The sequence below is a fragment of the Comamonas sp. MYb396 genome (assembly GCF_037479555.1).
In the GTDB taxonomy this organism is placed as follows: Bacteria; Pseudomonadota; Gammaproteobacteria; order Burkholderiales; family Burkholderiaceae_C; genus Comamonas.
This window is the reverse complement of the sequence record NZ_JBBGYU010000008.1, coordinates 169,151-189,469: the sequence shown is the minus strand read 5'-3', so window position 1 is coordinate 189,469 and position 20,319 is coordinate 169,151. Positions and strand designations below refer to the sequence as shown.

Annotated in this window: 14 protein-coding genes; 10 read left to right on the top strand and 4 right to left on the bottom strand. The window is 61.7% G+C overall.

Annotated elements, in window-relative coordinates:
- Nucleotides 1-31: 31 nt before the first annotated feature.
- From WH265_RS18435 to WH265_RS18395, 9 genes are all read left to right on the top strand, one after another.
- Nucleotides 32-1,198 carry a mandelate racemase/muconate lactonizing enzyme family protein gene (locus tag WH265_RS18435; RefSeq protein WP_339559219.1) on the top strand — a complete coding sequence of 389 codons (1,167 nt, stop codon included), beginning with the start codon at nucleotides 32-34 and terminating at the stop codon, nucleotides 1,196-1,198.
- 497 nt (nucleotides 1,199-1,695) lie between these two features.
- Complete coding sequence (locus tag WH265_RS18430) at nucleotides 1,696-2,871, top strand: ABC transporter substrate-binding protein (RefSeq protein ID WP_052330157.1); 1,176 nt, start codon at nucleotides 1,696-1,698, stop codon at nucleotides 2,869-2,871.
- Nucleotides 2,871-3,713, top strand: coding sequence for an SDR family NAD(P)-dependent oxidoreductase (locus tag WH265_RS18425; RefSeq protein ID WP_339559218.1), 843 nt, complete (start codon nucleotides 2,871-2,873; stop codon nucleotides 3,711-3,713). Before WH265_RS18430 ends, WH265_RS18425 begins: the two co-directional genes overlap by 1 nt.
- A 52-nt stretch (nucleotides 3,714-3,765) precedes the next feature.
- The gene (locus WH265_RS18420; RefSeq protein WP_339559217.1) at nucleotides 3,766-4,749 is read left to right on the top strand and encodes a Bug family tripartite tricarboxylate transporter substrate binding protein; all 984 of its coding nucleotides are present in this window, start codon (nucleotides 3,766-3,768) and stop codon (nucleotides 4,747-4,749) included.
- A 63-nt stretch (nucleotides 4,750-4,812) separates the two neighbouring features.
- Nucleotides 4,813-5,991 (top strand): acyl-CoA dehydrogenase family protein, encoded by a 1,179-nt coding sequence (locus WH265_RS18415; RefSeq protein ID WP_339559216.1) that lies wholly within the window; start codon nucleotides 4,813-4,815, stop codon nucleotides 5,989-5,991.
- A 3-nt stretch (nucleotides 5,992-5,994) separates the two neighbouring features.
- Nucleotides 5,995-7,146 carry an acyl-CoA dehydrogenase family protein gene (locus tag WH265_RS18410; protein ID WP_339559215.1) on the top strand — a complete coding sequence of 384 codons (1,152 nt, stop codon included), beginning with the start codon at nucleotides 5,995-5,997 and terminating at the stop codon, nucleotides 7,144-7,146.
- Nucleotides 7,147-7,157: 11 nt separating this feature from the next.
- A complete protein-coding gene (locus WH265_RS18405) occupies nucleotides 7,158-9,284 on the top strand; it encodes an acetate--CoA ligase family protein (RefSeq protein WP_339559214.1) in 2,127 nt (708 codons plus the stop codon).
- Nucleotides 9,281-9,856, top strand: coding sequence for a nuclear transport factor 2 family protein (locus tag WH265_RS18400; protein ID WP_339537352.1), 576 nt, complete (start codon nucleotides 9,281-9,283; stop codon nucleotides 9,854-9,856). Before WH265_RS18405 ends, WH265_RS18400 begins: the two co-directional genes overlap by 4 nt.
- Before the next feature lie 206 nt (nucleotides 9,857-10,062).
- Nucleotides 10,063-11,256, top strand: a complete 1,194-nt coding sequence (locus tag WH265_RS18395; RefSeq protein ID WP_021028141.1) for a porin — start codon at nucleotides 10,063-10,065, stop codon at nucleotides 11,254-11,256.
- A gap of 73 nt (nucleotides 11,257-11,329) precedes the next feature.
- On the opposite strand, the gene WH265_RS18390 is transcribed toward WH265_RS18395, so the two are convergent.
- Nucleotides 11,330-11,977, bottom strand: coding sequence for a TetR/AcrR family transcriptional regulator (locus WH265_RS18390; RefSeq protein WP_339517731.1), 648 nt, complete (start codon nucleotides 11,975-11,977; stop codon nucleotides 11,330-11,332).
- 411 nt (nucleotides 11,978-12,388) lie between these two features.
- A complete protein-coding gene (locus WH265_RS18385; protein ID WP_021028139.1) occupies nucleotides 12,389-13,162 on the bottom strand; it encodes an enoyl-CoA hydratase/isomerase family protein in 774 nt (257 codons plus the stop codon).
- Nucleotides 13,163-13,802: 640 nt separating this feature from the next.
- On the opposite strand from WH265_RS18385, the gene WH265_RS18380 reads away from it, so the two are divergent.
- A complete protein-coding gene (locus tag WH265_RS18380; RefSeq protein WP_339559213.1) occupies nucleotides 13,803-18,131 on the top strand; it encodes a hypothetical protein in 4,329 nt (1,442 codons plus the stop codon).
- A 331-nt stretch (nucleotides 18,132-18,462) separates the two neighbouring features.
- On the opposite strand, the gene WH265_RS18375 is transcribed toward WH265_RS18380, so the two are convergent.
- Nucleotides 18,463-19,287: an SDR family NAD(P)-dependent oxidoreductase gene (locus WH265_RS18375; RefSeq protein ID WP_339559212.1), complete on the bottom strand. Its 825-nt coding sequence runs from the start codon at nucleotides 19,285-19,287 to the stop codon at nucleotides 18,463-18,465.
- Nucleotides 19,288-19,289: 2 nt separating this feature from the next.
- Nucleotides 19,290-20,303: a branched-chain amino acid ABC transporter permease gene (locus WH265_RS18370; RefSeq protein WP_339559211.1), complete on the bottom strand. Its 1,014-nt coding sequence runs from the start codon at nucleotides 20,301-20,303 to the stop codon at nucleotides 19,290-19,292.
- Nucleotides 20,304-20,319: the final 16 nt, after the last annotated feature.

Sequence of the window (20,319 nt, the reverse complement as noted above, 5' to 3'; positions counted from 1 at the left end):
CATCCCCCCATTTTCACAACCGATGACCACCATGAAGATCGTCAACATCCTCGAATCCACCCGTCCCATCAAGTCGGACATCCGCAACGCCTACATCGACTTCTCCAAGATGACCTTGAGCCTTGTGGCTGTGGTTACCGATGTCATCCGTGATGGCAAGCCCGTCATTGGCTACGGCTTCAACTCCAACGGCCGCTACGGCCAGGGCGCGCTGATGCGCGAGCGCTTTATCCCCCGCGTGCTCGAAGCCGAGCCCGGCAGCCTGCTGGACGAGACCGGTGAGAACCTGGACCCGCACAAGGTCTGGGCGCGCATGATGATCAATGAAAAGCCCGGCGGCCATGGCGAGCGCTCGGTGGCGGTGGGCACCATCGACATGGCTGTCTGGGATGCCACCGCCAAGATCGCCGGCAAGCCCTTGTTCCAGCTGCTGGCCGAACGCTATGGCAATGGCACGCCCAACCCGCGCGTGTTTGTCTATGCCGCCGGCGGCTACTACTACCCCGGCAAGGGCCTGGAGGCACTTCAGCGCGAAATGGAAAGCTACCTGGCGCGCGGCTACTCGGTGGTCAAGATGAAGATTGGCGGCGCCACCTTGGCCGAGGACTGCGAGCGCATCGAATCGGTGCTGAAGATCCTGGGCCCGGGCCAGCAACTGGCGGTGGATGCCAATGGCCGCTTTGACCTGCAAACCGCCATCGACTACGGCAAGGCGCTGTCGCAGTACCCGCTGTTCTGGTACGAAGAGGCCGGTGATCCGCTGGACTTTGAACTGCAGGCCAAGCTGGGCGAGGTCTACCAGGGCCCCATGGCCACCGGGGAGAACCTGTTCTCCATGCAGGATGCCCGCAACCTGATCCGCCACGGCGGCATGCACAAGGACCGCGACTGGCTGCAGTTTGACTGCGCACTGAGCTATGGGCTGGTGGAATACCTGCGCACCTTGGACATGCTCAAGGAATACGGCTGGTCGCCCAGCCGCTGCATTCCCCATGGCGGCCACCAGATGTCGCTGGCCATCGCCGCAGGCCTGGGCCTGGGTGGCAACGAAAGCTACCCGGACCTGTTCCAGCCCTATGGCGGCTTCCCCGATGGCGTGAAGGTGGACAACGGCTATGTCACCCTGCCAGCGCTGCCGGGCATTGGCTTTGAAGGCAAGTCCGATCTGATCGCGGAGATGCGGGCGCTGGCTTCGTGACCTTGTCTGGCTGCAAACGCTTGGGAATAGGGCGCTTGCGGCTGATGTTGTGAGATTCGGCAAGCCGTCGCGCCAGGCAACGCTTGCTACGGCCTCCCCCAGCGGCGCCTTCTATGCGCCTTTGCGCCTCTGCTTATCCAAAGCCGAGGCGTTTTCTTTTTGGCCCCTGCCTGCTGGGGCATGCGCAACTGCCGCCTAGAGCAAGGCGCCTTCGGCGTTCTCTCAGGTCTTTCATGGCAGCCAGCACCGCCCGTGCATCGGCCTCCCAAGCCCCATCCAGCAGGGGCAAAAACACACAGCTCCCAGCGACCAAGGGTTAGCACTGAAAGCCATTCAAGCTTTTGTTTGTACTATTTACCTGTCGGCAGGTATGTAGTCCAACACCAAGATCTGGACGGCCGGCCAAAGACACGGTTCATCGCAAAAAAAGAGCTGATCAAGGAGACAACGTGAAATCTTTTCGCCCGCATGCATTGCTTTTGTCGTTATTCGCAGCCATGGCCGCACCGTCCGCGTCCTGGGCCCAGGTCAGTGATGACGTGGTCCGCATTGGTGTGATGGGGGACCAGACGGGGCCTTACTCGGGCAACGGCGGTCCCGGCCATGCGCTGGCCGTCAAGATGGCAGTCGAGGACTTTGGTGGCAAGGTGCTGGGCAAACCCATCGAGGTGGTGGTGGCCGATGACCAGAACAAGCCCGACATTGGCCTGAGCATCACCCGCCGCTGGCTGGATGTGGAGAAGTTCGACACGATCGTCGGCAACTCCGCCTCGTCGATTGCGCTGACGGTGGCCCAGCTGATGAAGGAGCGCAGCAAGCCCTATCTGATCGCAGGCACTACGACGGCCGACCTGACCAACAAGGCCTGTTCGCCGATGAATTTCAACTTTGTCGCCGACTCCTACGCCATGCCCAAGGCAGGGGTGAAGGCGCTGATGAAGCAGGGCGTCAAGAGCTTCTACTTCATCGCGGTGGACTATGCCTTTGGCCAGGCCTACCTGGACGAGGCCACCCGCTTTATCAAAGAGGGCGGCGGCAAGGTGACCGGGGTCACGCGCCATCCGCTGGGCACGGCCGATTTCTCGTCCTACCTGCTGCAGGCACAAGCCAGCGGTGCCGAGGCGATTGTCATCATCAACGCCGGGCTGGACCTGTCCAACGCACTCAAGCAGGCGGCCGAGTACCGCATTGCGCGGGGCGGCCAGAAGGTAGCGGTGTTTGGCATGACGATCAACAGCGTCACCGCCATGGGCCTGGATGTGGCCCAGGGCCTGCAACTGGCGTTGCCCTTCTACTGGGACCAGAACGACGAGACCCGGGCCTGGTCCAAGCGCTTTATGGCGCGCTACAACAATGGCGCGCCCACTTACCTGATGGCCGGTGCCTACAGCGCCACCATGCACTACCTGCAGGCGGTGCAGGCCGCTGGCACCGACGAGGGCAAGGCCGTGGCGGCCAAGATCCGCGAGCTGCCGGTCAACGATTTCTTCTCCAAGCAGGTCAAGGTGCGGGCCGATGGCCAGGTGCTGCGCCCGCTCTATGCGGTGCAGGTCAAGACGCCGGCGGAGTCCAAGGCCAAGTTCGACTACTACAAGATCATTGGCACCATCGCGCCTGAAGAGGCCTGGCGCCCCGCCTCCGAAAGCGCCTGCGATCTGCTCAAGGGGCAGTGATGGGCCGCACACTCGTCACCGGTGCCGCACGCGGCATTGGCCGCGCCATTGCGCTGCGCCTGGCCCAAGACGCCCATGACCAGGGCGACGTCCAGGCCCGCCCAGCGCAGCTGACGCTGCTGGACCAGCATGCGGCCGAGCTGGATGCCGTGGCCGCCGAGCTGCAAGCGCTGGGCGCCCAGGTCCAGGTGCTGGCGGGTGATCTGTCGGGGCTGGACTTTGCCGCCCAGGCGGTGGCCGCTGCCGTACAGCACTGGGGCGGGCTCGATGGCCTGGTCAGCAATGCGGGCGCGGCCTTTCCCGGGGCCTTGAGCGATTACCCGGTGGCCGACTGGGACCGGACCTTTGCGCTCAATGCGCGGGCGCCGTTGTTGCTGGCCCAGGCGGCGCTGGCACCGCTGCGTGCCAGTGGCGGCAGCATCGTGGTCATCACCTCGGTATCGGCCAGCCATGCCACACCACCGCTGGGCGCCTACAGCGCCAGCAAGGCAGCCGCGCTGATGCTGGTGCGCCAGCTGGCAACCGAGTGGGGCCCTCTGGGTCTGCGCATCAATGCGCTCTCGCCCGGTTTGATCGCCACGCCCGGTACTGCGCTGGCCTATGCCGATCCGGCCGCCAAGGCCCACCGCGAGCAGCGCGTGCCGCTACGCCGCATTGGTGAGCCCGGCGATATAGCCGGTGCCGTCAGCTTCTTGCTGAGCGATGCGGCCGCCTACATCAACGGCGCCGAGCTGGTGATCGATGGCGGACTGGCCCACACCATGATGGCCTCGCTGCCCAAACAGGCCTGGCAGGACCAGGCGGCCCAGCGCCGCTTGCCCCAGGCCGCTGCCGCAGGCTAGGCCGCAACGGGCCAGCCCCTAGCAACAACGTATTTTGTGATGGAGACCTGCCGTGTCTATCTCTCAAAAATTCAAGCGGGCCGCCAGCTGGGGCGTGCTCATCGGCGCCTGGGCCGGGGCCGTGGTGCAGGCGGCGGAATTCCCTGACAAGCAGGTCACCATCGTCGTGCCCTATGCGGCCGGCGGTTTTACCGACCAGGTGGCCCGCGCCATTGCGCCGGTGCTGGCCGAGAAATGGGGCAAGCCGGTGGTGATCGACAACCGTCCCGGTGGCGGCACCACCATTGGCACGGCCCTGGTCGCCCGCGCCCCCGCCGATGGCCACACCCTGCTGCTGAGCAGCCTGGGCTATTTGACCAATCCGCTGATGATGCCCCGCCTGCCCTATGACCCGCAGGACCTGAAACCATTGATGATGGTGTCCGAGTCGCCCAGCGTGCTCTATGTGGGCAAGCAGGTGCCCGCCAACAACCTGGCCGAGTTCGCCAGCTATATGCGCGCCAATGACGGCAAGGTGGCCTTCGCCTCGTCGGGCGTCGGCTCCAGCCCGCATATCTGTGCCGAGATGCTGGCCTCGGCCGTCGGCGCGCACATCATCCACGCGCCCTACCGGGGCAATGCCCCGGCCTTGAATGCCTTGATGGCCGGCGAGGTAGCAGCCTTGCTGGATGCACCCAGCGCAGTGAGCTACGTACAGGCCGGCCGCATGAAGGTGCTGGGCGTTGCCAGCGACAAGCCCGTGCGCAGCGCGCTGCCGCTGACCCCGTTCTCCCAGTCGTCCGCGCCCGAGCTCAAGCCCTACAGCTGCAGCAGCTTCTTTGGCTTTTTCATGCCTGCCAAGGTGCCCGCAGCACTGCAGCAGCGCATCTACCGCGATCTGCGTGCGGTGGTGGAAGTGCCCACGGTGGCCGAGGGCGTCACCCGCCCCGGCGGCGAGCTGCACCTGCTCGGCCCCGAAGACTTCACGGCTTACCTGGATGCCCAGCGCCCGCGCTGGGCCGCCGTGATCCGAGAAAAACACATTACCCAGGAATGAGGGCAGGGGGCGCCCAGCCCTTGCCCGCCCCTTGTCGTTTGATTTGACCTTGAACCCGGAAACATGACAGCAACCACCGATCCCTATGCCGACTTTCGACAAACCCTGCGCGACTTTGCGCAGCAGCACTGCCCGCCCGCGCTGAAAGCCAAGGTCCGCGCCAACGAGAAGCTGGGCCGCGCCGAGATGAGCGAGTGGGCCAAGATCCTGCAGCGCAAGGGCTGGAGCGCCCCCAACTGGCCGATCGAATGGGGCGGCACCGGCTGGGACATGCAGCAGCGCTATTTGTTTGAAGAAGTGATGGCGCAGGAAGACTGCCCGCCGCTCTACCACCATGGCATTGGCCACATCGGCCCGGTGATCATGCACTTTGGCACGCCCGCGCAAAAGGAGCGCTACCTGCCGCGCATTGTGGACGGCAGCGAATGGTGGTGCCAGGGCTATTCCGAGCCCGGCGCTGGCTCCGACCTGGCCTCGCTGCGCACGGCAGCGGTGCGCGATGGCGATGACTATGTCATCAACGGCCAGAAGATCTGGACCTCCCATGCGCAGGAGGCCGACATGATGTACACCCTCGTGCGCACCTCCAAAGAGGGCAAGAAGCAGGCCGGCATCTCCTTGCTGCTGGTGCCGATGGACTCCCCCGGCATCGAGGTGCGCCCCATCCCGACGATTGACCACTGGCACCATGTCAACGAGGTGTTCTTGCGCGATGTGCGCGTGCCCGTGGCCAACCTGATTGGCGAGGAGGGCGGCGGCTGGGCCTGCGCCAAGTTCCTGCTCGACCGCGAGCGCCTGTCGCCCGCCACCGTGCCGCGCCTGGTGCGCCTGCTGGAACAAATCGAGCAGCCGCTGCGCGAGCGCGGCCGCACGCAACAGGGCGCCAGCCAGCACATGCTGCTGGAGCGCTTGTTCCTGGCCCAAGCCGCCGTGGCCGGCGCCAAGGAGATGCTGATCAGCGCCATCGACGAAGAGATGCAGGGCACGCTGGCCTCGTCCAAATCCTCGGCGCTCAAGCTGTTCTGCTCCGACCTGGCCCAGCAGATCATCGGCATTGCCTTCGACATGAGCCCCGACTACGCAGCCCGCCTGATTCCGAGCCTGCCCGAACACAGCCCCGCCGATGTGGAGCTCAAGCGCGAGCTGATCCACACCTACCTCTTCTACCGCTCGCGCACCCTGGCCGGTGGTACCAGCGAAGTACAAAAAAACGTGATTGCACGCGATATCTTTGGAGCCTGACCCATGCCTTTTCAAGCCTCTCCCATGTTTCCGGGCGATCTGTACGACACGACGTTGCGGGTGGCAGCCGATGCCCAGGCGGTGAATGCAACTTTGACCCAGGCCCAGGCCTCCGACCAGGCCAGTGACAGCTGGCAGCAGTTTCTGGAGCTCGGCTGGCAAGCCGTGCTGGTGCCCGAGGCCAGTGGCGGCGCGGGCTCGACCTTTGCCGATGTCGCGTCCATCGCAGAGGCCGCTGGCCGCTATGGCCTGACCACGCCGCTGGTCGCACGCTGCGCCGTGGTGCCAGCGGTGCTGGGCGCCATCCCCGGCCGCGACGATGTGGCCCAGATGCTGGGGCTGCTAGCGGCCGGCGAAGTCTCCATCGCCCCCGTGTTTGCCCATGACGGCAGCTGCAGCCTGACGGCGATGGTGGATGCCGAAGGCGTGCAACTGCAGGGCAGCCTGCGCGGCATTGACCTGAGCGAGCCCGCCAGCCATCTGCTCTTCCTAGCCCGCAGCGCTGCTGGCGAGGCCTTGCTGCTGCTGGCCAGCCGCGATCAATTGGGCGGCAGCCTGCAAAGCTGGGCTGGCCACGACGGCCGGTTGACGGCCGACCTGAGCCTGAAAGCCACGCGCCTGCCCGCCAGCGCCGTGCTGCAACGCGGCCGGGCGGCAGTGGCCGCTGCCGAGCGCGCCAATACCGTGGGCGCGCTGGTCTGCTGCGCGCAGATCGTCGGCGCCATTGGCGCGATGGTCGAGCAGACCATCGAGTACCTGAACACCCGCCAGCAGTTTGGCGTGCAGCTTGCCACCTTCCAGGCACTGCGCCACCGCACGGTGGACATGTATGTGGCCTATGAAAGCGTGCGCGGTATGGTGCGCGAGCGCGTGGTGGCCTTTGATCTGGGCGATGGCGATGCGCATGCAGTGGCACTGCTCAAGCACTACCTGTCCATCGCGGCCCGCCAGGTGGGCGAGTCGGCCATCCAGCTGCATGGTGGCATTGGCATGTCGCGTGAGCTGCCTGCCGCCCGCCTGGCCATGCATGCGATTGGCTGCAGCCTGCAGTGGGGCGACCGCTACGAGCAGCTGGACAGCCTGGCAGCCGACATGGCCGCCGAGATCGCAGCCGAAGTCGCCGCTGAATCGGCACCCACCGCCGCCCGCGCCTGAGAGGACCCGCCATGAGCCACGCATCTTCGTCCCTTGACGCCTTGTTCCACCCCCGCTCGGTGGCGCTGGTCGGCGCCTCGTCCGATCCCGAGCGCATTGGCGGCCGCCCGCTGCGCTTTATGCGCGAAGCCGGCTTTGCCGCGCCCATCTACCCGGTCAACCGCAGCGGCGCGCTAATCCAGGGCCTGCAGTCCTACCAAAAGGTGTCGGATATTCCGTTCCCGGTCGACCAGGCCATCATCTGCGTGCCGGTGGCCGGGGTGGAAGAGGCCGTGCGCGATGCCATTGCCAAGGGCGTCAAGGCCATCCAGGTGATGACGGCCGGCTTTGCCGAGATTGACGCGGCCGGCCGCGCGCTGCAGGACCGCATTGTGGGCCTGTGCCGTGCTGCCGGTGTGCGCATGCTGGGCCCCAACTCGCTGGGCCTGCTGAATGTGCCGGCGCGCTTTTTCTCGACCTTCTCCACTTTTCTCAACGGCGCCCAGCCCCAGCCGGGCTCCATCTCGCTGGCCACGCAAAGCGGCGCTTTTGGCTCGGCCGCCTATGGCCTGGCCACCTTGCGCGGCCTGGGTTTCAGCAAGATCATCGCGACGGGCAATGAGGCCGATGTCGACGTGGCCGAGAGCATCGACTACCTGGCAGACGACCCGGACACCCGCATCATCTGCGCGGCGGTTGAATCCTGCCGTGACGGCAACCGCCTGCGCCGCGCCTTGCTCAAGGCGGCCCGCGCCGGCAAGCCGGTGCTGATCATGAAGGTGGGGCGTACCGAGCTGGGTGCCGCTGCTGCCTCCACCCACACCGGCTCGCTGGCCGGCAACGACAAGGTCTACGACACGGTGTTCCGCGAATGCGGCGCCCTGCGGCCCGAGTCCATCGAGGAGATGCTCGACATCGCCTACCTCTACACCGTCAGCGGCGTGCTGCCGGCCAATGACGAGTTGGGTGTTTTCACCGGCTCGGGTGGCATCGGCGTGCTGATGGCCGACGAGGCGGGCGCGCAGGGCATGGAGCTGCCACCCTTGCCCGCCCCCGCCCGCGAAGCCACTTTGGCGCTGCTGCCTTTTGCGGTGGCCGCCAACCCGCTGGACATGACGGCCCAGGTCACCTCGGTGGCCAGTGGCACCTCGCGCACCCTGGGCGTGATGCTGGAGCACACGCGTTATGGCGCGGTGCTGGGCTACCTGGCCCATGTGGGCCTGTCGCCCGAGCGCTTTGCCAGCACGCAGCAAGAGATTGCCGCACTGGCCGCGCAGCACCGCGAGCGCCTGACCATTCTGGTGATGCTGGCCTTGCCCCAGGTGCGCAGCGCGTTGGAAAAGCAGGGCGTGGCCGTGTTTGAAGACCCGACCCGCGCCGTGCGCGCCGTTGCCGGCCTGGCCAAGATCCGCCAGCGCTGGCAGGCGCTGTACCAGCTGCCAGGCAGCGCGCAACCCGCCGCACCCGCCTTGGCGCTGGACGATGTGCATACCGAAAGCGGCGCCAAGCGCGCGCTGGCGGCCGCCGGCCTGCCGGTGCCGCCCGAACACCTGTGCAGCAGTGCCGCACAAGCTGCCGCTGCCGCAGCGCAGGTGGGTTTCCCGGTGGTGGCCAAGATCGTCTCGCCCGATATCGCGCACAAGACCGAGGTCGGCGGCGTCATGCTCAACCTGCAGGATGCTGCTGCCGTCGAGCGCGCCTTTGGCACCTTGATGGACCGCGCCCGCACAGCGCGGCCCGACGCCCGGCTGGAGGGCGTGCTGATCGCCCCGATGCTGAGCGGTGGTGTGGAAGTGATCCTGGGCCTGCACCGCGACCCGACCTTTGGCCAGATGGTCATGTATGGCAGCGGCGGCACGGCGGTGGAGCTGTTCCAGGATGTGGCGTTGGCATCGGCACCGCTCAGTACCGCCCGCGCCCAGGCGCTGGTCGATGCGGTGCGCTCCAGCCAACTGCTGCGCCGCTGGCGCGGCGGTCCGCAGTATGACGAGGCCGCGCTGGTGCAGGCGCTGTGCCGGCTGTCGGAGTTTGCGATGCAGCATGCTGACAGCATCCAGAGCGTGGACATCAACCCGCTGATGGTGCGCACCCAAGGAGCCATGTGCCTGGATGCGGTGATCGAGCTGCGCGTGCAGACGCAGCAGGGGGCACAGCCATGAGCAGCGAAGCCAGGCTGGCCCAGCTGGAGGCGCGGCTCCAGGCGCTCTGCGACCGCGAGGCGATCCGCGAAGCACTCTATTCGTACTGCCGGGGCATTGACCGGGGCGATGAAGCAGCGCTGCGTGCCGCCTACTGGCCCGATGCCACCGACCGCCATGGCGCCTACCAGGGCAGTGCGGAAGGCTTTATCCAGGCGGCGCTGCCCCAGCTGGCCAAGGGGCGCTACATCCACAACATCGCCAACCTGTCGATCCAGCTGAACGGCGATGCGGCTGCGGTGGAGGCGTATTTTCTGGCCTACCAGACCGACAGCGATGCCGCTGGCGCGCCGCGCGCCACCTTCTTGTGCGGCCGCTATGTCGATCTGTTCACCTGCCGCGCCACGGCCACGGCCGCGCGCGAGTGGCGGGTGGCCAAGCGCGTGGTGGTCTACGACTGGCAGGACATCTGGGCCGCGCCCACGCAGGACGAAGCCACGCGCTTTGGCCGGCGCCTGCCCATGGGTGCCAGGGCGCCTGACGACCCCTGGTACGCGTTGATGCGCGAGGTGGCCATGCCCGCTAGCCCATAGCCGCGCCGCTCACCGCGCTCCATCTGGCGGATCGCGTCCGCCCCTTCTGCCCCTGCGTTTGACTGCAGGGACTCCCTTTCTCACTGCACTGCATAGCGCGGTGGGGATCTGCTCGGTCTAAAAAAAACAGCAAAGCGTTTTCACCGTGGTCGTGCATGGGGCCAGGCCCGACCACGTCTTTCCAAAACTACACCAGGAGACAAACCATGAAAGCCAACAAGCCCAGACTTCATCCGCTGCTCGCAGCACTCATCGCCACCACGGCGGCCGGGGGGGCGGCGGCGCAAACCGCGCAGACCCAGGAGCTCAAGCAGATCACCTCGCCGGCCGGGGGGCTGGCCTCGGGCGGCAGCAGCTCGGTACAGGTCTATGGCCTGATCGACAGCAGCGTGGCCAGCGTATCGATGCAGGGCCAGCGCGCCACCAAGCTGGAGAGCGGCCACATGATGGGCTCGCGCCTGGGCTTCAAGGGCAGCGAGGACCTGGGCGGCGGCCTGCGGGCCAACTTCCAGCTGGAGATGGGCATCAACACCTCCAACGGCGCGCAGCAGCAAAACCAGGGCTTTGGCGCCAAGGCCTTTGGCCGGGGTTCGCTCATCAGCCTGACCGGCAACTTTGGCGAGCTGCGCATGGGCCGTACTTTGGCATCGCTGCCGACCGAAGTGCAGGCCGTCGGTGACCCCTTTGGCCTGGGCGGCGGCGGCAACCTGCAGGGCATCCAGCCATCGCCCGGCCGGCAGAACAACAATATCCTCTACCAAAGCCCGTCGATTGGCGGCTTTATCGGCAAGGCGGCCTATACCATCAGCGAGTACACGCGCCAGAGCATCGACATCGAGCACCGTGCCCACCAGTACACCCTGGCGCTGTTCTACAAGAACGATGCCTGGAGCGCAGCCGTATCGGCCACGCGCATGACCAACCCCACCGATGGATCGGCGACGCGCTATTTCAACTCGGCGCTGGCCTATGACTTCAAGGCCTTCAAGCTGTTTGGCTCGTTTGCCACCTTCAAGAACCCGGGCGCCGCCATCACGCCCACGGTGAACACCGGCCTGGACAACAGCGGCCAGCTCGCCGGCTTCCCCTCGGTGGGCTACTACGAAGGCCAGGACGACCGCAGCTTCTCGATTGGCGCCTCCGTCAAGCTCGGCCCTGGCACCTTGCTGCTCAACGCCATCGACCTGAACGACACCGGCCCGCTGAACCGCGATGCGCGCCAGTACGGCGTGGCCTATCTGTACCCGATGTCCAAGCGCACCACCTTGTACACGGACTATGGCTATGTGAAGAACAAGAACGGTGCCGGCTACACCTTGACCGGCGCGGTGACCGCTGCGGGCTTTACCAACAACGGCAACAGCAATGCCTACCGGGTGGGCATCATCCACAGCTTCTAAAGGCTGACATACGCAACAAGGCCCAGGCGTTTGCAGCGCCTGGGCCTTGTTTTGTAGGTATCCCGTGTCTGGCTTATCGGGACGGGTTGCTGGCCAGCAGTCCCTGGAAAATCATGTCAATGTACTGCTGCACCACCTGGCGGGCGCTGAGCCGCCCGGTGGGCGAATGCCAGCGGGGCAGCTGGTTGAGCACGGCCAGCAGCATGCGGCTGGCAATGGTGGGGTCCACCTTCTGGAACACCTCGCTGTCCACGGCCTGCTTGATCGCATCGCGCAGCAGTTTTTCATACTGGTCGCGCAGGGCCAGGTTCTCGGTGCGGGGCTTGGCATTGTCGCCAAACCAGAACATGTTGGAGCCGGCGATCCAGGAGTCGCGGTTGCGGTCCATGTAGTCGGCCGAGGACAGCATGAACTCGCGCACCTTGCCCTCGGGGCTGGCCACCTTGCCCATGGCTGTAGACACATAGTTGACAAGGGTGCGCATGCCATCGACGAGGATGCTTTCGTAGAGCGCATCCTTGTTGGGGAAGTGGTAGTAGAGCGCTGCCTTGGTGATCTGGGCTTCGTCGGCAATGTCGCGCAGCGAGGTACCGTCAAAGCCCTTGCTGGCAAACAGCCGGACCGCTATCTCTATCAGTTGCTCTTTCCGGTCTTCCACACGCATGCGCGTGCTGCTGCCTTCTTCGGGGGCGTCGGAGGGTTTCGTCGTGTTTTTTTGCATAGTCACCAAAATTTGTTTGCCCTGATATCGGCCGGTAGACGGCCGATCCGCTTCCGTAGGCTTGTGGCTTCTGGGCGGTGGCACCATCATAGTTCAACGAAAATCATCCATCCATCGGGCCCCGCCCGACGCTGTTTGGCGGCCGCCCAGGCTGCGCTGGCCGGGTGTTGTGGCCCTGGGACAGCGGCAGCGATCGATGATTCTCGGCGCGTGGGACTGGGAGCTGCTAATAGCACCCAGCAAACCGAAGGTTTGCCGTTGAGGCTCGGCGCCCCTGACTTGGCACCCCCAGCTAGGCGCCCCCAGCTGAGCGTCCCTGACACGGCGTCCTGACGCAGGCAGTGCGGACGCACAACAAGGCAGGGCGCGGCTCGCCAGACAAGGACGTACCAAGGGCGGCGTAAGCGGCGCTTAGCGGCCCTTGTAGACCGGCTCGCGCTTTTCCAAAAATGCCTGCTGCGCCTCGCGCGTGTCCTCCGTCTTGGACAGCGCCACGGTGTTGCCTTGCTCATAGCGGTAAGCATCACGGGTGGGCATCAGCAAGGTCATGCGCGCAGCTTCCTTGGCCAGGCGCAAGGCGATAGGGCTCTTGGAGGCAATCTCGCGCGCCATCTCCATCGCATAGGGCATCAGCTGGTCGGCGGGCAGGCAGGCCTCGATCAGGCCCAGGCGGTACATCTCTTGCGCCGACACCTTCATGCCGGTAAAGAACATGCGGCGTGCGCGCGACTGGCTGAAATAGCGCTGCAAGAAGGTGACACCCCCCGCCAGGCCCACATTGATTTCAGGCATCGAGAAATAGGCATCTTCCGAGGCCACCCAGATGTCCGAAGCCATCACCAGCCCAAAGCCAGCCCCCAGCGCCGGCCCGTTGATCGCCGCAATGATGGGCTTGGAGCATTCCATGATCGCGTTGTTCGACTCGCGCACCAGGCGGTTGTGGCGGCCATAGGCGCCGGGCTCACCCGCCAGGTTAGGGCGCTCGCGAATGTCAGCACCGGCCGAGAACACCTTGCCCGTGCCCGTGAGCACGATGCAGGCCACATCGTCGCGGTCAGACAGCTCGTCAAACAGCTCCATGATCTCGTTGCGGAACTCCTTGTTCTGCGCGTTGACGGGCGGGCGGTTGAGGGTGACAACGGCAATCTTGTCCTTGATGTCGACGATGAGCGTGTTGTAGGCCATGCAGGGTCTCCTGGTTGAATACTAGTAATTTACCGGTCGGCAAGTAAATATTAGCGAATAACGGCGGAGGGCTCAAGCGGGTTGGTACGGGGGAGGGGTGGGGGTGTCGCTCAGGTGATTGGGGGGAGGGCTGGCAGGTGGCGGCTAGTTGTGTGGTGATGAAGTGACGGGTCTTGGTTATGTTTGAACGCTTTGCGCCTAGGCGTAACTTTTGGCATAGGCTTAGAAGGGCTCGAGGGGGCATGGGCCAGTCCCAAGCAATGACGGTGCGTTGGACGCTTATGCATACAAATGCTGGCGGGAAGATTAGACGACGGCAAGACGCATCGAATTCTCTGGAATAGCTGTGTCGTAGTGTATTGCTCTCAGAGCGCCGAAGTTTCGACCTGCGCCCGCGGAAATGTTTACGGTTTTTGGTGCTATAAGCTTCGCGAGATATCCGGTCAACAGCAATAATCGATACCGATCGATTCTCGGATTTAGCATGACGCTTTGAGCCTGCTCAGCCTTAAGTACAAGAATTACTGCCGGCATGCAGACTGCTGGTTGCTCGATGGAAACAGATTTAGGGCAGGTCCTTAACCTGAATTGATGGCCTCCACACGAAACTTACCAACTGTTCAGATAGAAAAGACGAAGCATGAACGAGTTACTTCCTTTGTTTGCTGCGATGAGAGATCTCAGTGCCACGAAGTCCGACGGGTTTGAGGGGCTGATCCGTGACATGTTCACTGAAGTCACCGGAATGGGATTTCGGTTGATGAAGAACGGGCCGCAGGGTGGCGTGGATGTGATTGGGGATACCCCAGTGAACGGTCTGGATGTCGGCATTGAGGGTAAGCACTACGCTCCTTCGACGTCACTGCCATTGGATCAACTAAAGTCAAAAATCCGTGACGCGGCGGATAATTTTCCGACGCTTGATTTGTGGGTTCTCGCGGCGACACGTCCCATAAGCGGCGGAGATGTCAAAGAGTTGGAGGCAGTCGGTAACTCTGCCGGGATCGATGTACTTGTGCTGGATTGGGAGCCAGCAGCGACGGAACCACCTCTGCTTGCAGTTCTCTGCGCGTTGTCGCCGACAACAGTCAGTGTGAGGCTGCAGGCCTCAAGGTCGCTGACGGATGCATTGGCGTTTGTGCGCAGTCACGAGCTATTCGAGTCAGCGTCTAAACGCCTACTTAGCCGGTTACGAAGTCCACTGGCTGGCTTGGCCGCTGCCAAGAACCAGATGTTGGGTTGGCTGAAGTCTCGAATGAAGGATGAGGACGCATCAAGATTGGCATTTGATTCCCATGCAGCGTTGCTTAAGACCGATTCGCATAGGATCAGTCGTGATGAAATAAGCGCGAGACTTGACGCATGGTTGACTGAAGATTGCACCAAAACTGGTGTGCTTCTCGGTCAGGAAGGCGTTGGGAAAACTTGGGCAGCATTGGATTGGGTGCTGGGACGCATGGGCTCAGATCCTGCATTTCCGTTGGTAGTGGTTGTACCAGCTAAGAACGTAGGAGGTACAGATTCTGATGAAATCATTGCCAACACACTATATACCGCCTTTCAGATTCGGGACCAGGCATTTTGGAAACGCAGGGTATCGCGTTGGCTATCGGATGAGACTTCGCGCCCAAACCTACTTGTGATCATTGATGGTCTCAATCAGAACTGGATGTACTCAAGCTGGTCGGAGCTGGTTCTCGCTATTTCCGGGTCAGATCGAAGGGGTAAGGCGGCGGTACTGTTGACCGTCCGCCCGGATTTTTTTAACTTTCGGCTGAAATGTCTTCAGGACCTTTCGACGACGCCGGTCCAAGTTACTGTTGAGCCCTTTAATGATGCAGAGTTGGAACAACTTCTCGCCCTCTATGGTTTGGAAATTCGTGAATTATCCGAACCGTTATTGAAGCTATTTCGAAATCCCAGGCCATGCCGACAGGCCTTGCGTCGACGAAAGGAACTCGAAGAAAGTGGAGACATTACACCGGAGCGTGTCGTGTATGAAGACTGGCGAGGGAGGCAGCCACAAGCATTGAAGGTTCTGAGTGAGAAAGAGTTTAGAACGTTCATTACTGGCCTTGCTCAACGTTATAAGGACAATATAAAGGGTAGCGAAGTCTCTAGAAAGCAGCTCCTCAGCGAGCTCACAATGGATAGCGGAGATGACTCGCTGAGGTACGAGGGTGTCTTAAGTGAGATCATCGATGGAGGGTGGGTAACCTCGTCGGGAAAAACGCACCAGTTCAAAGTACTTGATAGCAAGCTTCCCTACGTTCTCGGCTTGGCTCTCGTCTCCGAGCTCAGTGAGGCTGAGTCAGAGGAGGAGGTACGGAGTAGTCTGGATAAGGCACTTGATGCGTACCAGGGCTCTGATTACAGCGTAAAGATCCTACGGTGTGCAAGCACATTTGCAATGATGGAAGAGGGAACACCTGAGGTTGTGCGTCGAGGTCTCTTAACCTACTGGCTTGCTGCGCAAAATTTTGGCCTGACCGATTTTGAGAGTTTTTGGCGATGTCTTGGTTTGTTCCCTGAGACAGTTCTGGACGTCGCCGAGCGCTGTTGGTTCAACAGAACTGGGCGTCATAGCGAACATGAAGTTCTGGTCAAGGCCTTCGCAAACTCGTTCAAGTGGGCTTCAGTCGAAAAGGCTTGTGAGGCTCGTTTGACCCGATGGTTTGAAGGCTTCTGGCTTGACCCGCTTGAGGGTGAGGTGCTTGGCCAGATTTCTGACGATGACCAAGCTAAAGCTCGTAGAGCGCAGACGCAGCGCCGTTATGAGGAATGGTCAGCCAGTGCTGATGCAGCGAAATTTGGCGTGGAGATCCGGCAAGTCGATGCTTCTAATAGAGCCTGGGGATGTTATAGGGCCATTGAAATGATGTCTTGGTTGCCGCGCGAGCCTTTGCTACGCCCCATAACAGCGTGGGCGATAACACGCGGTGTCATGGGGCAATTTCGGCAGCAGGAAATGTTTGCGTGGCTGATCCGATGGAATGAGTGCGACTTCCAAGCGTCCGAGCAAGCGCTATTGCTGAGATCCAAAGAGCTTGCATCACTTGGCGGAGTTGGACTTGAAGCTGCTCGCAGCCTATTGGAGCTGTTGTCTACGCCAAGCGCTGGTGCCTCCCTTACAGCGTTTGGGATCGCTCCGAAGGAGCTAAACGCGAGCGATATAGTCTCTGCAAGACCTACTGATCCGCAGTCAGCTTTGCCTCAAAACTACCTTTCGGGGGTTGAGGAATCTGCCCTCAATTTGGTTACGCCAAATCCGGAGGAGTCTCCCCGAAGCTTTTCAAAAACTGCTGCGGCTACAACGAGACACGTTCTTTCCCGATGGTCACCGTCCTTACGCGTCAAGCTTGAATGTGACAGTATAGAAAGTGTTCTTAACAAGCTATGTTCTCCTGCAATAGAGAGGAGCGAAATTGCAGTCTTAGCTGCAGAATTGCCACGGTCTTTTATGGTGATGAGTCTAGACCAATTGCATCGATGGAAAGGTGTTGCCTGCAGAGCGCGAGTACAAAGAGAAGAATGGAATTGGGATCTTCAACTCGTGAGCTTCTTGGAGGCACCGTCTGCTGAGCAGATCTTGCTTTTGGACTCGTCTCCTAAGCAGGCAATGCCGACCTACTATGCAAACTTGCTTGTAAGAATTAGTGCTGAGGCAGGCGAAGAAGTAATGACGCGCCTAGAAAATTGCGCCTCCGAAAGCGAACTGATATTTTGGCTTGAATATCTTCAATGCACTGCAATTAGTGTGAAGGATTTGGATGGTGTCGTTCTTGAAGAGTACCTGGGTCATGTCTCAACTAGCGTACGTGAAAGAGTTATTCGGATTGGCCTTAATACACAGTCATCTATATTGGCGGACGCGTTAGCAGCGAGCAATTGGAGCTGTTCACAAGCGAAATCCAGAGAGGAGAAAGCCTACGGGTCGATATTGCTTTCATGTACCTCTAGCCCTATTTCAGTCGACGAATGCAAGCGCCGTGTGCATCCTGAAGTGATGGGGGAATTTGTGAAGGTATTTCCCGATGTGGCCGAGTATCTTGATCTGTTCGCAGACCATGTGCGAGATGAGCTCTCCTATCTTGTAACTGCTCGTTCAGGGACCTTTCCAAGATCTCTTCTTAATAAGCACTCGGGTTGGGATCAACTTATTGATAGATTCGAGTCGCAGCTTGCAGAGTGGTTATTGCCGTTCTTGAAAAAGGATAATCGACGCATGATTTCCGGGGGGGCTGAAGGATTTCCATTGATCGAGTCCATTCAAGCGATATCGAAAACTCGACCAGAGCTTTCAGCTCAACTGGTTGAGGCGCTACTTGAAGATGAGTTGGAGTCAATATTTCATCTTGGCAGTATCCGTGACACGGCGTTGGGCATTGCTACGAAGGCGGGCCAGACACTACGGGCTAGTGTTCTTGCAGAGGCCAACACCGATGAGAAACTATACGCTTACGCTGCAGGGCTCAGAAGGTCGAACCTCGAACACAAGCTTTTGGAGCAAATTGAGTCTGATTTGACAATGGAAATGGCAGGCTACGTCGCCCGAGGAATCACCCTGGCAGGTTTCTTGGTGCCCTCTGGGGTCAGCGATGGAATTTGGGACAAGATCAATACATCTACCAACCTTAGTCCATGGCTTGCGCAAGTGAAAATGGCTTCCTATGACCGCTATGTTCGAGCAAAGGCGTGCTTTCACTGGCTTGGGCTATTTCTTTCGACTTCGGTAGATGAAGATGCATTCGTGAACTTTGAACTTTTCCTCGCGACAGTTGATCCTCGCTTCGTCGAATCGGATTTGGTTCAGAGGTGGGGGTCAGATTGGCCATATAAGAAGTTAGTGCACTGGGCTCTGCACGTTGACGAGATCAATGCTAAGAACAAAGCAATGCATGACGACTGGAAGAGGGTGTTTCTTTGTGTGAAGCCCCCAATGAGCAACCAATATCCTAGTAAGCGGTGAGTTTGCGTGAATATCAACAGTGCGGTGAGTGGCAGCTCTTAACCAACGTACGCGGTTGAGATCGGTACGCGAAAGACTTCAATCGCTGCATTGCAGGTATTGCCTATAAAATGCGAAGGTGTCTTGGCGTTGCAAATTCACCGGCAAAAGCGGAGGCTAGGCAGTGCTTAACCTCCATAAATGCACGAGATTCCAATTCGAGTAAATATAAACGTCAAGACTATTGGATTCAGCCGCGCCTAAGCGCTCGCTCCAACGCGTCACTGGTTTTAAAGGCGTTTCGAATCGCTATCAGTGGAACCATTACCCTCTACCAACAACTTCCCACCCCCTAAACCGCCACCGTCCCCCCATCCACCGGCAACGTCACCCCATTCACATAACTAGCCAACCCTGACACCAAAAACACCGCCGGCCCGGCCAGCTCCTGCGGCACGCCAATCCGCCCGGCAGGCGTGCGCTGGATAAAGCCTTGCAGGCGCTGCGGGTTGTTGCGGGTGGCTTCGGTCATGGGGGTGTGGATGACGCCGGGGGCCAGGGCGTTGACGCGAATGCCGTCGCGGCCCAGGTCGAGGGCCAAGGTTTGGGTGGCCATTTTGACGGCGCCTTTGGAGGCGGAGTAGCCCATGGCGTTGCCCTGGGCGATAAAGGCCGCGCCGGAGGCGATGTTGAGGATGCAGCCGCGCGTGGCGCGCAGGGCGGGTAGCCAGGACTGCACCATGTTGTAGAGGCCGAAGACATTGACATCGATGACCTGGCGCAGGTGGCGCGATGCCTGGGGGTGGTCGATGCCTTCGCGGATCAGCAGGCCGGCGTTGTTGACGAGGGTGTCTACCGGGCCGATGTCGCTGCCGATGCGGGCGGCCAGCGCCTGGCAGGCCTCCAGATCTGTGACGTCGAGCGCGAAGGCCCAGCCTTCTACGCCGGCGGCTTTTACCTCGGCCAGGGTGCCCGCGCAGCGCGCAGTGTCCAGGTCGGTCACTATCACCCGGGCTCCTGCCTTGGCAAAGCTGATCGCAATGGCCTGGCCGATGCCGCTGGCCGCGCCGGTGATAAGGGCGAGGCGGCCTTGCAGCAAGCCGGGCGTTTCGGGGATATGGCTGGGGGCTTGGGCTTGGACAGGGGCTTGTGCGGGAACGGATGTTGGTTCGCTCATGCTTATGCTCCTTGTCCCGTTTGGGGGCGGCTTTGGCGCTCGGCCTGGCTTTGGGCTTCCAACTGCGGTGCGGCCTGGCGCGCCTGGCGGGTTTCCAGCCAGGCGTAGAGCTGGCCGATGATGCCCTTGCGGAACAACATCACGACGACGACAAAAACGAGGCCCTGGATGATCAGCACCCACTCGGCCATGGCGACCAGGTAGTTCTGCATGCTGACGATGATGGCTGCGCCAATGACGGGGCCGAGCAGGGTCTGCAGGCCGCCGACGATGCAGATAAGCAGCGCCTCGCCCGAGGTGGTCCAGTTCACATCGTTGAGGGTGGCCAGCTGGAAGGTAATGACTTTGAGCGCACCCGCCAGGCCGGCGAGTGCGGCCGACAGCACAAAGATCACCAGCTTGTAGCGCAGCACCTGGTAGCCCAGCGACTGGGCACGCGCCTCGCTGTCGCGGATGGCGCGCAGCACCTGGCCGAAGGGCGAGTAGACGATGCGGTAGATGAGCCAGAAGGCGGCGGCGACCAGGGTGGCGGCAAAGTAGTAGAGGGTGGTGTTGTCGGCCAACGAGATAAAGCCAAACACCTCCGGCCGGGGCACGTTCTGGATGCCGTCCTCACCGCCGGTAAAGGGCAGGCGCAGCGCAAAGAAGTAGATGACCTGGGAGAAGGCCAGGGTGATCATCGAGAAGTAGATGCCATGGCGGCGGATGGCCAGCAGCCCGGTGACAACGGCCACGGCCATGGCGCAGAGCATGGCCAGCACGATGGCGGCCGAGCCGTCCCAACCCCAGACCTTGATGGCATGGGCGGCCGCATAACCGGCCGTGCCAAAGAACATGGCATGGCCGAAGGACAGCAGGCCGGCATAGCCCATCAGCAGGTTGACCGATGCGGCCAGCAGCGCGTAGCACATCAGCTTGATCAGAAAGACCGGGTAGGCCACCAGTGGCGCCAGCAGCAGGGCCACCAGCGCCAGCACCAGCAAGATGGTGTTGGTGCGTTGTGAGAAGAAATGCATGTTCAATCCTTGGGAA